Below are 13,080 nucleotides of genomic sequence, written 5' to 3' on the forward strand. Positions count from 1 at the left end.
CTACTTGTCGTCTGACGCCGTGACGGGCGCCTTGTTGTCAGGCTGGTTCGTGTTGGTGTTGTACTCGTCGCCGAGCAGGCCCACCTTGCCCTGGTCCTTGAGCGTGTCGAGGTACGCCTGGTACTTCGCGGGCGACACGACCTTCACCTGGAAGAGCATCAGCGAGTGGTACTCGCCGCAGAGCTCGGCGCACTTGCCCTGGTAGGTGCCGACCTTCTCCGGGATGAAGTACTCGTAGTTCGTCTTCCCCGGGAGCATGTCCTTCTTGTAGAGGAAGTCGATGATCCAGAAGGAGTGGTCCACGTCGCGGGAGTCGAGCTCGATCTTGACCTTCTTGCCGACCGGCAGGTAGAGGGTCGGGAGCTGCGACTCGTCGATCGCGCCGTTCGCGTTCTCTTCTTCCTGGGCCTGGATGCCCTGGTAGTAGACGCTCTTCGACGGGTCGCTCTGGTCGATGTAGTTGAAGTCCCACGCCCAGCGCTTGCCGTAGACGTGCACCGTGGTGTCCGGCTGCGCGAAGGGCTTCTCGATGGCGGCCTGGTCCTTCGCGGTGAAGGCGAAGAAGCCGAGCACGAGGATCAGCGGCACGATCGTGTAGAAGATCTCGAGCGGCATGTTGTAGCGCATCTGCACCGGGAGGCCGGTCTGGCCCTTCCGACGGCGGTAGACGATCGCTGCCCAGATGATCAGGCCCCACACGATGAGACCGACGGCGAGGAGCACGACCCAGCTGGTGGTCCACAGGCCGACGATGCGGCTCGTGTGGTTCGTGACGTCCTTCGTCTCATCGGTGCCGGGGAGCCATCCGTTGAGCTGCTGCTGCGAGCAGCCCGCCAGTGCGATGACCAGACCGACGGCCACCGGGACGGCCGCCCAACGTATACGGCGATTCGAACGCACTGTTACCTCTCGGAAAGACTGAAGCCGCGGGCTCAGCCCGTCGAGACCGACGTCGGGTCACAGAGGTGACCCATGGCTGGCTCCCAGCTTGGTTGGGACACTCCTAGCTTACTCGCAGCTGGTGACGCCTCGTGCACACCCGACACGCCCTCGGGCCGGATCGGCGCGGGTCGGACAGGGGTTTTCCCTGGTCAACCGCAGGTGTCGTCGAGTGTGAGAAGTCCGGCATGCAGAAACGCGGGTGGGGAGCGACCGTGTCGGTCGCTCCCCACCCGCGTTCGCGCGTCAGTGGCTGCGGATCAGTGGAAGCTGTCTCCGCAGGCGCAGCTGCCCTGGGCGTTCGGGTTGTCGATCGTGAAGCCCTGCTTCTGGATCGTGTCCTCGAAGTCGATCGTGGCGCCGTCGAGGTACGGGACGCTCATCTTGTCGACGACGACCTCGACCCCGTCGAACTCCGCCGTGGTGTCCCCGTCGAGCAGGCGCTCGTCGAAGTACAGCTGGTAGATCAGACCCGAGCAACCACCCGGCTGCACGGCGAGGCGGAGGCGGAGGTCGTCGCGCCCTTCCTGCTCGAGGAGGCTCGCGACCTTGCCCGCGGCGGCGTCACTGAGCAGGACGCCGTGCGACGGCGTCGCCGTGGCAGCCACGTCCGTGACGACGGCTTCGTTCGTGATGGTGTCGCTCATGCGCGCCTCCCTCTCGCAGCGGTGCGGTTCACCGCGCCTGGTCCGATTGTAAGCACGCCCACCGACCGAAGTGAGCCGTTGTGGAGAACGTGCACCGGGCCTCCAGGCTGGGTCGTGTCGTCAGCGCGTCGCCAGGCGAGCCAGCAGGATCGCCTCGGAGGCGATCGCACGGTGCAGGACACCGAGGTGCTGGGACTCGTTCGGGCTGTGCGCACGGGTGTCCGGGTCCTCGACGCCGGTCACCAGGATCTGCGCCTCCGGGAACTCCGCGGCCAGGTCGGACACGAACGGGATCGAGCCGCCGATGCCCTGCTCGACGGGCGCAGCGCCCCAGCCCTCGGCCATCGCGGTCCGCGCTTCCTGCACCGCCCAGCCGCTGGTGTCCACCAGGAAGCCGTCGCCGGCGTCCGGCTCGCTGATCTCCACGCGGGCACCGAACGGCGTGTGCGCGTGGATGTGCCGCTCGACCGCGGCGTACGCGTCCGTGGCCGCCTGGCCCGGCGCGACGCGCACCGAGACCCGCGCGGACACGGTCGGCAGCAGCGTGTTCGAGGCGTTCGCGACGCTCGGGACGTCCATGCCCGTGACCGTGATCGACGGCTGGAACCACATCCGGGACAGCACGTCGCCCGTGCCGACCGGCTTCGCGCCCGGGACCAGCGCGGCGTCGGCGGCGAGCTCGTCCTCGGAGCGGGCCGGGACCGGCGCGTCGTACGCGGTGAGGCCGTCGACCGCGACCGAACCCGCGTCGTCGTGCAGCGAGGCGAGGAGCCGGACCATCGGGAGCATCGCGTCGGGGGCCGCTCCCCCGAACATGCCGCTGTGGCTGGCGTGCTCGAGCGTCGTGAGGGTCAGCTTGAACGTGACGTTGCCGCGGAGGGAGACCGTGATCGCCGGGACCTCGGTCGACCAGTTGTCGCTGTCGGCCACCACGATGACGTCGGCGGCGAGGTGCTCCTTCTGCTCGCGGAGGAAGGTGCGGAACGAGCGGGAGCCGAACTCCTCCTCCCCCTCCACGAACAGCACGATGCCGAGGTCGAGGTCGTCGCCGAACTGCGCGTGCAGGGCACGGAGCGAAGCGATGTGGGTCATCACGCCGGCCTTGTCGTCCGAGGCGCCGCGGCCGTACAGACGGTCCCCGCGGAGCGTCGGCTCGAACGGCGGGGTCTCCCAGAGCGCGTCGTCGCCCTGCGGCTGGACGTCGTGGTGGGCGTAGAGCATCACGGTCGGCTTGCCGTTCCGGGCCGGGCGGACCGCGAGGATCGCCGGCTGGCCGAGCTCGACGCCGTCGTGCTCGGTGCCGTCGGCGCTCTCGGCGCTCTCGGCGCTGTCCGCGCTTTCGGCGCCGTTCGCGCCCGCGGGCGTGTCGCCGCTCACCGCGCTGCGGACGATCCGGACCTCCTCGAACACACCGGTGTCCCGCGCGAGCTCCGCCACCGCCTCGGCGCTCCGGCGCACGTTCGCCGCGTCGAACGCCGACCACGACACCGACGGGATCCGCACCAGGCCTGCGAGATCGGCGATCGTCCGGGGCAGGTCACCCTGCACCTGTTCGCGGAGGGCGTCGAGGAGCCGGGGGTCGGTCGCGGGTGCGGACTGTGCGGTGTCGGTCATGCCCGGTAATCTAGAGGACACCGGCACCGGGGCGCTCCTCGGTGCACCGCTCACCGACAGCAGGAATCACCGTGGCGAAGGCAGCACCGAAGACCAACACGACAGTCAACCCCTCGGAAGAGGAACTGCTCGAACAGGGCAAGGGTCGTCCGACGCCGTCGCGCCGTGAGCGCGAAGCCGCCAACCGCCGCCCGCTCGTCGGCAACACCCCCGTCGACAAGAAGGCCGCCCGCGCGCGTCTCACCAACGAGCGCGAGAAGGCCCGGGTCGGCATGGCCAACGGTGAGGAGCGCTACCTCCCCGCGAAGGACAAGGGCGAGCAGCGCAAGTTCGTGCGCGACTACATCGACGCGCGCTGGAACGTGGGCGAAGTGATGATGCCCATCCTGGTGATCTTCCTGATCGTCGGGTTCGTGGCGTCGCAGACCGCGGCGGCCTCGTACGCGCTGCTCCTCGTGTGGGCGTTCGTCGCGCTGTTCATCATCGACTGCCTGGTGCTCTGGTTCGTGCTGCGCCGCAAGCTCACCGCGAAGTTCGGCGAGTTCCAGAAGGGCTCGTTCCTCTACATCCTGACGCGGGCGTGGCAGCTGCGGTTCCTCCGCCTCCCCAAGCCCCAGGTCAAGCGCGGCCAGTACCCCGCCTGACCCCTCCTGCTCCGCGCGAAGCGCCGTCGGCCCCCGGGCCGGCGGCGCTTCGTCGTCCGCGCTTCGTCGTCCGCGCTTCGTCGTCCGTGCTTCGTGCGCGCCCCGTGGTCCCCGGCGGTTCCTCGCGCGGTCATGACACCCCGTGTGCGGGACGCCGACCGGTCACGAACCGTCACCCGGCGAGCGATCACGCGACGATCTGCGACCGCTCGGCGGACGTGAGCGGGGTGTCGCGACCGCTCGCGGTCGCCATCCGAAGTGGCCCGGCGCGCGGCGGCGTCACCCCGGTGGCGTGCGGGCCACCCGCCGGACGGGAGGCTCGGTGCCGGGCCGCAACGAGCCTCCCGGCCGCCAGGTGGTGACGACCGACGAGGCCGCGAGATCGCACTTCGTGTCGCCTTGCTCACGTCGAGGCGACACGAAGTGCGATCTCACGCCCGCGCGTGGCGCGGCGCCGGACGGGAGGCTCGGTGCCGGGCCGCAACGAGCCTCCCGGCCTGTGGGTGGTGACGACCGACGAGGCCGCGAGATCGCACTTCGTGTCGCCTTGCTCACGTCGAGGCGACACCAACTGCGATCTCACGCCCGCGCGGTGGCGCGGCGCCGGACGGGAGGCTCGGTGCCGGGCCACGACGAGCCTCCCGGCCTGTGGGTGGTGACGACCGACGAGGCCGCGAGATCGCAGTTGGTGTCGCCTTGCTCACGTCGAGGCGACACAAAGTGCGATCTCACGCACGCGCGGGGCGCGCCGCGCCCCGCGCGTGCGCGCCGCGCCCCGCGCGGGCGCGCGCGCCCCGCCCGCGCGGGGGCGCCCCGCCCCAGCGCCCCGCGCGGCAGCCCGCGTCAGCGCGCGGCGCGCCGCAAGCGGCGCCGGCGCAGCCGGTTGATCCGCGTGGCCCAGGTGGGCCCCTCGTAGAGGAACGCCGTGTAGCCCTGCACCAGGGTCGCGCCGGCGTCGATCCGGGCCTGGACGTCGGCCTCCGAGGTGACGCCCCCGACCGCGATCACGCAGAAGTCCGACGGCACCGCAGCCCGCACGCGCCGGAGCACGTCGAGCGAACGCCCGGCCAGCGGCGCTCCGGAGAGTCCCCCGGCTCCCATCGCCGCGACGGCGTCAGCAGGGGTCCGGAGCCCGGACCGGTCGATCGTGGTGTTGTTGGCGATGACCCCGGCGAGCCCGAGGTCCACCGCGAGCCCGGCGATCGCGTCGATCTGTTCGTCGGTGAGGTCCGGCGCGATCTTCACGAGCACGGGCACGCGTCCGGCGGCGGCCTTCACGGCGGAGAGCAGCGGCCGGAGCTGGTCGAGTTCCTGCAGGCCGCGGAGCCCCGGGGTGTTCGGTGAGCTGACGTTCACCGCGAGGTAGTCCGCGAAGGGGGCGAGGAGCCGGGTCGACTCGAGGTAGTCCTCGACGGCGTCGGCGACGTCGACCACGCGGCTCTTGCCGATGTTCACGCCGATGACCGGGCGGCCGGGGTTCCGGCGTGCACGTTCCAGGCGGCGGGCGGCGGCTGCGGCGCCGCGGTTGTTGAAGCCCATCCGGTTGATCAGGGCGCGGTCCTCGATGAGCCGGAAGAGCCGGGGCTTCTCGTTGCCCGGCTGCGGCTTCGCGGTGATCGTGCCGACCTCGACGTGGCCGAAGCCGAGGAGCCCCAGGCCGGCGATGCCGCGGGCGTCCTTGTCGAACCCGGCGGCGAGGCCGAAGCGGGAGGGGAAGTGGATGCCCATCGTGGTGACGCCGTCGGCGGCCGCGGGGCGGGAGTAGCGCTCGACGACACCGGAGAGGAAGGGCACGTGCGGCAGCCAGCGGATCACGGCGAAGGCGACGTGGTGGGCGCGCTCGGGGTCCATGTTCGCGAAGACGGACCGGAAGACGACGGCGTACCCGCCGCGGACGAGCCGCTCGGCGACGCCGCTCACGCGGACGCCCCGGAAGCGGACGGGGCCCCGGACGCTGCCGAAGAACCAGACCCGGACGCGGCCGAAGCGCCAGAACCAGCAGCCCCGTGGTGGTCGATCCGCAGCTGCCCGATCGCGGACTCGAAGTCCTCGAGCGAGTCGAACGCCTGGTACACGCTGGCGTACCGCAGGTAGGCGACCTCGTCGAGCTCCCGCAGCGGGTCGAGGATCGCGAGCCCGATGTCGTTCGCCTCGATCTGGCTGGCGCCGGAGGACCGCACGATCTCCTCCACCCGCTGCGCGAGCACCGCGAGGTCGGAGTCGGTCACGGGTCGCCCCTGGCATGCCTTCCGCACGCCGGAGATGATCTTCTCCCGCGAGAACGGCTCGAGCACCCCGTTGCGCTTGACGACGTTGAGCGACGCCGTCTCGGTCGTGGAGAAACGTCGACCGCAGTTCGGGCACTGGCGGCGTCGACGGATGGAGGTGCCGTCGTCGCTGGTGCGGGAGTCGACGACGCGGGAGTCCGGGTGGCGGCAGAAGGGGCAGAACATGTCGGCCCCAGGCTATCGGTTCACACGCTCCGTCACGGCGGCCCCGTGTGCGGGGAGCTGTTCCTCGGTCGAGAGCGCCACGATGTGCGGCGCGACCTGGGCGAGGGCGTCCGCCGTGTAGCGGATCACCTGCTGCGGCCGGAGGAACGTGGACGCGGAGAGCCCGGACCCGAAGCGCGCCTGGCCGCCGGTCGGCAGCACGTGGTTGGAGCCGGCGAGGTAGTCCCCGAGGCTCACGGGCGTGCTCGGTCCGACGAACACCGCACCCGCGGCGTCGATGTCGGCGAGCACCGCGTCGTCGTCGGCGGTCTGGATCTCGAGGTGCTCCGGTCCGTACGCGTTGCTCACGGTGGCCGCGTCGGCGAGCGAGTCGACGAGGACGACGGCGGACTGCGGTCCGTCCAGGGCGGTCTGGAGGCGCACGGCGGTCCCGAGCACGGCCGTCTGCCCCGGGATGGCGGCTTCCACCGCATCGGCGAACGCCGCCGACGTCGTCACCAGCACGCTGCCGGCCTGCTCGTCGTGTTCGGCCTGGCTGATGAGGTCGGCGGCCACGAACGCGGGGTCGGCGGTGTCGTCGGCGATCACGAGGATCTCGGTCGCGCCGGCTTCGGCGTCGATGCCGACCACCCCGCGCACCAGGCGCTTCGCGGCGGCGACGTAGTTGTTGCCGGGGCCGGTGACCAGGTCGACGGGTTCGAGCCCGATCGACGGCACGCCGTACGCCAGCGCACCGATCGCGCCGGCACCGCCCATCGCGTAGACCTCGTCGATGCCGAGGAGCCCGGCGGCGGCGAGGATCGTCGGGTGTACCGCTCCCCGGTGGTCCCGCTGCGGCGGGGACACGAGTGCGATCGACCCGACGCCGGCGACCTGCGCGGGGACGACGTTCATGACGACGCTCGACGGGTACACGGCCTTGCCGCCGGGGACGTAGAGCCCGACGCGGCGCATCGGCTGCCAGCGCTGGTGCACCTCGGCGCCGTCGGCCAGGGTCGTGACGGATGCGGGCGGCACCTGCGCGGCGCTCGCTGCCCGGACGCGGCGGATCGCCTCGTCGAGTGCTTCGCGCAGTTCCGGCGTCAGGCCGGCGACCGCGGCGGCGATCTCGGCGGCCGGCACCCGCACGTTCTCGGGGGCTCCCCCGTCGAACCGCTCGGCCTGCTCCTGCAGCGCTGCCGCCCCGTGTGCGCGGACGTCCTCGACGAGCACCCGTGCGGCGTCGACCGCGTGCGAGACGTCCCCGGCGGCGCGCGGCATGAGTCGGAGGAGTTCGGCGCGGGCGGGCAGTCCGCGGCGGAGGTCGATTCGCTGCATCATGAGGCCCCCAGCGTACCGAGGGCAGGAGTGCCGCCCGGTAACGTGAGCATCGATGAACTTCGAGAAGGCCCGACGACTCGTCGCCGACCTGGCCCGTGTCAATGAGCGGTACCTGCGCGACGACCACTACCGCAACGACATCCGTGAGCGACTCGGGCGCACCGTGTCCCGGGTCGACGTCGGTGTCGCCCGACGCGAACGCGACCGTGCGCCCCGGTCCGCGCAGCCGTTCGAGGGGCTCGTGGAGACGAGCCTCGCGATCGCCGGCATCCGCACCGAGGCCCGCGCGCCCGAGGTGGTCCTCGTCGTCGACGAGCTCCGCGAGGGCGCCGCGTTCGCCGGCGTACAGACCGCCCTCGCCGCCGCGGTCGCGCTCGGGCAGCGCCTGGACCGCCGCGTCCGGGTCGTCATGGTCCGCTGGACGACGCCGGGCAACAGCATCGCCGCCGCCGAGGCCCTGGTGGCCGACCGCTTCCCGGAGACCCGGATCGACGGGCGCCCCGGCGTCCGGGTGGTCCGCCGCGAGGACGTCCTCGACACCGTGTTCGGCGCCGAGGACGTGTGGATGGCCACGCACTGGAAGACCGCGCACGCGATCGACGTCGCGGTCACGGCCGGTGTGATCGACCGCGCCCGGGTCGTGTACCTCGTGCAGGACTACGAGCCCGGCTTCAGCCCGTGGTCGACCGAGTACGCCGTCGCCGCGTCCACGTACCGCGCCGGCTTCCGGATGGTCGTGAACTCCGAGCCGCTCCGCCGCTACCTGTCCGAGGTCGAGGGCATCGACGTCCCCGAGGCGCTGACCTTCGCGCCGCACCTGGACGAGGAGCTCCTGCAGCGCGTGGCCGACGCCCGTCGCCCCGCGGAGGACCGTGTGGTCCGGGTCCTCTTCTACGGGCGCCCGAGCAAGCACCGGAACCTCTTCCGGCTCGGCGTCGCGGCGCTCCGCGTGGCCGTGCAGGAGCTCGCCGACGACGACGTCCGCCTGGAGTTCCACTCCGCCGGCGAACTGCACGGCGACGTGGAGCTCGACGGCGGTCGCGGTGCCGTCAAGCTCGTCTCGCACGGCACGATGCCCTGGGACGACTACTTCCGCTTCATCGCATCGACGAACGTCGTGCTCTCGCTGCAGCACAGCCCGCACCCGAGCCACCCGCCGTTCGACGGGGCGATCTCCGGCGCCCGCGTCGTGACGAACGAGTTCCGCGACACCCGCGGTGCGCTGCACCCGAACCTCGCGGCCGTCCCCGCCGACGCCCGCTCGCTCGGCCTCGCCGTCGCCGACGCCGTCCGCCGGGTCCTCGCCGAGGGACCGACCGGCTACGCCCCGCTCGCCGACGGCGCGCTCGGCGGCACCCTGGAGCGCGCGATCCACGCGCTCGCGACCGAACTCGATGAGGAGTCCGCCCGATGACCCGATCCGTCCTCGTCGTCGTCCCCGTGTACGGCGACCTCGAGTCGCTGCTGCGGTGCGTCGACGGCCTCGTCGAACACCTCGACACGACGCACCACCGCGTGCTCCTCGTGAACGACTGCGGCCCCGACGCCGACACCATCGAGCGCGCGCTGCTCGACCGCACGGCCGGCATGGAGGCGTTCCGGTACGAGCGCAACGCGCAGAACCTCGGCTTCGTCGGCACCTGCAACCTCGCGGTGACCGAACTCGACACCGGCGGCGACGCGGTCCTCCTGCTCAACAGCGACGCCGTCCCGACCGCCGGGTTCCTCGAGGCGATGCTCGAGGTGCTCGACGAGGACCACACCGGCGTCGTCACGGCCCGGAGCGACAACGCCACGATCGCGAGCATCCCCTACCGCCTGACCACGCCGGGTGCCGCCCGCACCGAGGAGCGCACCCGCGCCGTCTGGTCCGAGATCGCCCCGCTGCTGCCGGTGTCCCAGGTGATGCCGGTCGCGATGGGCTTCTGCTTCCTCACCCGCCGCGAGCTCATCACGGAGCACGGCCTGTTCGACGACGCGTTCGCCCCCGGCTACGGCGAGGAGAACGACTACTGCCTGCGCATCGCCGCGCACGGCTGGTCGTCGCGGATCGCGAACCGCGCACTCGTCCTGCACGCGGGCGGCAAGAGCTTCTCCGGCAACCGGAACGCCCTCCGTGCCGCCCACCAGCGGGAACTCGAGCGGCGCTACCCGTTCCTGCCGGACGCCGTCGCCGCCTACCAGCGGCACGGCATGACGGCGACGGAGCGCTTCGCGGACGCGCTGGTGCCCGCCGGCACCGTCCGCCGGGTCGCGGTGGACCTCCGCCACGTCGAGGAGACGGCCGGCCTGGTCGGTGCGCTCGACGCCGCCTTCGGGGACGGGTACCGCCTGGAGGCCCGGCTCCCCTCCGGCGTGCCGGCCCCGGCCGGATGGGCGCTCACGTCCGGTGCCCCGAACGCGGACGACCTGGTCACGGTCACCGTGCTCGTGGACCCGACGCCCGCAGCGGTCGTCCTCGCGAACCGCAGGTCGCTGCACATCGTCGTCGTCCGGTCCCCCGAGCCGTGGACCCCGTGGTCCTCCGCGGCGCACCGTGCCGGCTCCGATGCCGTCGCCCCGCTCGTCGACGCGCATGCCGACGTCGTCGTGCCGCGCGGCGAACTCGTCGACGCCGGTCCGGCCATCGCCGCGGCGGTCACCGCTCCGCTCGCCGACCGCGCTGCCGCCGTCGAACGCCGCTGGGCCGCGCTGCTCCCCCTCGACGTCACCGCTGCCGAGGCCGCGGACGCCGGTGCCGCGGACGAGGTCGTCCGGCTCCGGCGCGAACTCCACGAGCTCCGCACGAGCCGGTCGTTCCGGACCGGCCAGGCCATCGCGAAGGTCGCGGGTCGGCTGCCGGGTCGTCGCTGATGGCCGACAAGAACGGGCTCGGCCGCGTCGCACGGAAGCTCGCGCGACTGGGCCGCGGCCCGGAGAAGCCCCTCACCGTCACCGACCGGCTCGATCGCTGGGCTCGCCGGATCGCCGAGTTCGGCATCGTCGACCGCGCGTACCTCGAGGCCCAGACCGGGCGCCGCTTCGCCACCGACGACGAGGCGATCTCCTTCTACGTGCACAACGACGGGCAGCGCGGCCTGTCGCTGTCCCCGCTCGTCGAGCACGAGTGGATGCGCGAGCACCAGCCCGACGCCCGGATGTCCTGGTACGACGCCCTGCACCAGGAAGGGCCGGAGCTCTTCGCGACCGGTCCGCTGTTCGATGCGGGGATCTACGCGGCGACCCTGCCGAGCGCGGAGCGTCCGGCATCCACCCTCGACGCACTCCGGCACTTCGTGCGGAACGCGACCGGCGAGACCACGCTCCCCGTGCCTCCAGGCCGACCGGGAGACGCGCCCACCTGGGCCGCCGCACGCGACGCAGCCGTCCGCACTGCCCGCGCGTTCGCCGACGCGCAGCACCGGACCCGCCGGCGCTACCGCAGCACGTGGGACGGACCCCCGACCGACGAGGTGCTCGCCCGGTACGCCACCGGAGCCGCTCGTCGTGACGCCGAGACGCCGCTCGTGTCCGTGGTGATGCCGGTGTTCCGGCGCGCCGACGTGCTCGGTGCCGCGATCGACTCCGTGCTCGCGCAGCAGTACCGGTCGTGGGAGCTCGTCGTCGTCGACGACGGCTCCGGCGACGCGACCCCCGACCTCGTCCGCGACCGCGCCACCACCGACGAGCGGATCCGCCTCGTCGAGCGGGAGAACGGCGGCGCCGGCGCCGCACGCAACACCGGGCTCGCGGCCGTCCGCGGCGAGTTCGTCGCGTTCCTCGACGCCGACAACACCTGGCGGCCGGACCACCTGGCGGCCGCCGTCGCTGCCCTGCTGCAGGACGACGACGTGTCCGGTGTGCACACCGGCGTGCGGATGGTCGGCGCGAACAACGCGGACGACGCGACCGCTCCTGTGGAGACGTACCGCGGCGAGGACGGCACGCTCGACGACCTGCTCGCCGGCAACTTCATCGACCTCAACGCGGTCGTCGTCCGGCGCTCCGTGGTGGCCGCCGTCGGGCCGTTCGACGAGGCGCTGCGCCGCTGGATCGACTGGGAGTGGTTGCTCCGCATCGGGACCCGGTTCGGTGTCCCGCGCTACGTGCCCGTTCTCGGGGTCGACTACGACAACGTGCGGGACGCCCGGCGGGTGTCCTCCGCGCAGCCCGCGTCGTGGCAGGAAGTGGCGCTCGCGCCGCACCGGATCGACTGGGACGCCCTCGCCGGGGCGGTCCGCGACGACACGCTCGTGTCGATCGTGATGCCCGTCTTCCGGGACTGGACGATGACCCGCCGGGCCGTGTCGGCCGTGCTGACCGCTGCCGACGCCGACGGGGACCGCGTCGAGGTCGTCGTGGTGGACAACGGGTCACCGCGTTCGGTGTCCGCGATCCTCGGCGCCTGGTTCGCCGACGAGCCGCGCGTGCAGCTGCACCGCGAGGACCGGAACCGGAACTTCGCGCTCGGCAGCGACCTGGGCCTCGCGTGGTCCACCGGTGGCACCGTCGTGATGCTCAACAACGACACCGAGGTGGCGTCCGGGTGGCTGCGGCCCCTCGTCGACGCACTGTCCGACCCGTCGGTGCTCGGAGCCCAACCGCTCCTGGTCTACCCGGACGGAGTCGTGCAGGCCGCCGGCACCGTCTTCGGTGGCGACAAGGTGCTGCCGTGGCACTTCCTCGGCGACCACCCGCGGTACGACGCGGAGCGGGCGCTCGACCCGTCCGCCCCTGCCTCCTCGCGCCGGTTCTCGGCGATCACGGCCGCCGCCGCTGCGTTCCGAGTCGCCGACCTGCTGCGCTGGCGCGGGTTCGACCCGGTCTACGCGAACGGGCTCGAGGACGTGGACCTGTGCCTGCGGGCGCTGTCGTCCTCCCCTGCCGGCTCGGCGTTCGTCGTCGTGCCGTCCTCCGTCGTCGTGCACCACGAGAGCCGCTCGCCGGGGCGGGACGATGCCCGGATCGAAAACCGCCGGTTGTTCGACGAGCGGTGGCGCGGGCACTACCCCGCGGCCGATGCCGCTGCCCGGTACGCCGCCGCGGGGCTGGAGTACCTCGGCGTCGAGCCGGGGCTGCCGAAGGGGCACCGGGTGATGGTGCGGTCGTCGCGGCCGGTCATCGTGCGGGGTGACTCCGCGCCGCTCCGCGTGGCGGTGAAGCACGACGGATCGCGGGCGTCCGACGTGTCGGACCTCGCGTCGACGCTCCGGTCCGCCGGGCACGACGTCCAGGTCGACGCGCCGTCGTCCTGGTACCGAGGATCAAGCGGGCTGGACGAGGTGACCGTGTGGGTCGGGTCCGGGTCCTCAGCCGCCGCTGGGGCGCCGTGGGTGCCGCAGCCCGGCGCGGTCAACGCGGTGTGGCTGGGTGCTGGTCAGGCGGTTCCGGACGGGGAGTTCGCGGTCGTGTTCGACCACGCGAGTCCGGTGTCGTCGATCGTCGCAGCGCTCGCGCAGCACTGACCCTTCGTCACGTCCCAGG

Annotated in this window: 10 protein-coding genes; 4 read left to right on the forward strand and 6 right to left on the reverse strand. The window is 72.5% G+C overall.

All coding sequences use genetic code 11. The annotated features are described in order from the left end of the window. The 3 genes from coxB to EDF27_RS13060 form a co-directional block, all read right to left on the reverse strand. Window positions 1-900 (reverse strand): cytochrome c oxidase subunit II, encoded by a 900-nt coding sequence (coxB, locus tag EDF27_RS13050; protein WP_132049200.1) that lies wholly within the window; start codon window positions 898-900, stop codon window positions 1-3. Window positions 901-1,199: 299 nt separating this feature from the next. Then, the gene (locus EDF27_RS13055; RefSeq protein WP_123653108.1) at window positions 1,200-1,586 is read right to left on the reverse strand and encodes an iron-sulfur cluster assembly accessory protein; all 387 of its coding nucleotides are present in this window, start codon (window positions 1,584-1,586) and stop codon (window positions 1,200-1,202) included. 120 nt (window positions 1,587-1,706) lie between these two features. After that, window positions 1,707-3,200, reverse strand: coding sequence for a dipeptidase (locus EDF27_RS13060; RefSeq protein ID WP_132049202.1), 1,494 nt, complete (start codon window positions 3,198-3,200; stop codon window positions 1,707-1,709). A 71-nt stretch (window positions 3,201-3,271) separates the two neighbouring features. Between EDF27_RS13060 and EDF27_RS13065 the strand changes: the two genes are divergently transcribed. Beyond that, window positions 3,272-3,844, forward strand: coding sequence for a DUF3043 domain-containing protein (locus EDF27_RS13065; protein WP_243698342.1), 573 nt, complete (start codon window positions 3,272-3,274; stop codon window positions 3,842-3,844). An 843-nt stretch (window positions 3,845-4,687) separates the two neighbouring features. Here the strand turns inward: EDF27_RS13065 and EDF27_RS13070 are convergent. The 3 genes from EDF27_RS13070 to hisD form a co-directional block, all read right to left on the reverse strand. After that, window positions 4,688-5,695, reverse strand: coding sequence for a quinone-dependent dihydroorotate dehydrogenase (locus EDF27_RS13070; protein ID WP_243698361.1), 1,008 nt, complete (start codon window positions 5,693-5,695; stop codon window positions 4,688-4,690). Window positions 5,696-5,760: 65 nt separating this feature from the next. Further along, the gene (nrdR, locus tag EDF27_RS13075) at window positions 5,761-6,297 is read right to left on the reverse strand and encodes a transcriptional regulator NrdR (protein ID WP_123653105.1); all 537 of its coding nucleotides are present in this window, start codon (window positions 6,295-6,297) and stop codon (window positions 5,761-5,763) included. A gap of 12 nt (window positions 6,298-6,309) precedes the next feature. After that, window positions 6,310-7,617 (reverse strand): histidinol dehydrogenase, encoded by a 1,308-nt coding sequence (gene hisD, locus EDF27_RS13080; RefSeq protein WP_132049204.1) that lies wholly within the window; start codon window positions 7,615-7,617, stop codon window positions 6,310-6,312. 52 nt (window positions 7,618-7,669) lie between these two features. On the opposite strand from hisD, the gene EDF27_RS13085 reads away from it, so the two are divergent. The 3 genes from EDF27_RS13085 to EDF27_RS13095 are packed head-to-tail and all read left to right on the forward strand — an operon-like array spanning window position 7,670 to window position 13,061. Then, window positions 7,670-9,031, forward strand: a complete 1,362-nt coding sequence (locus EDF27_RS13085) for a hypothetical protein (protein ID WP_132049206.1) — start codon at window positions 7,670-7,672, stop codon at window positions 9,029-9,031. Next, window positions 9,028-10,470 (forward strand): glycosyltransferase family 2 protein, encoded by a 1,443-nt coding sequence (locus EDF27_RS13090; RefSeq protein ID WP_132049208.1) that lies wholly within the window; start codon window positions 9,028-9,030, stop codon window positions 10,468-10,470. The genes EDF27_RS13085 and EDF27_RS13090 overlap by 4 nt, the downstream gene beginning before the upstream one ends. Then, on the forward strand, window positions 10,470-13,061 hold the full coding sequence (locus tag EDF27_RS13095; RefSeq protein WP_165931487.1) for a glycosyltransferase family 2 protein: 2,592 nt from the start codon (window positions 10,470-10,472) through the stop codon (window positions 13,059-13,061). Before EDF27_RS13090 ends, EDF27_RS13095 begins: the two co-directional genes overlap by 1 nt. Window positions 13,062-13,080 lie beyond the last annotated feature (19 nt).

The organism is Curtobacterium sp. PhB136 (genome assembly GCF_004346855.1).
Taxonomy (GTDB): Bacteria; Actinomycetota; Actinomycetes; order Actinomycetales; family Microbacteriaceae; genus Curtobacterium.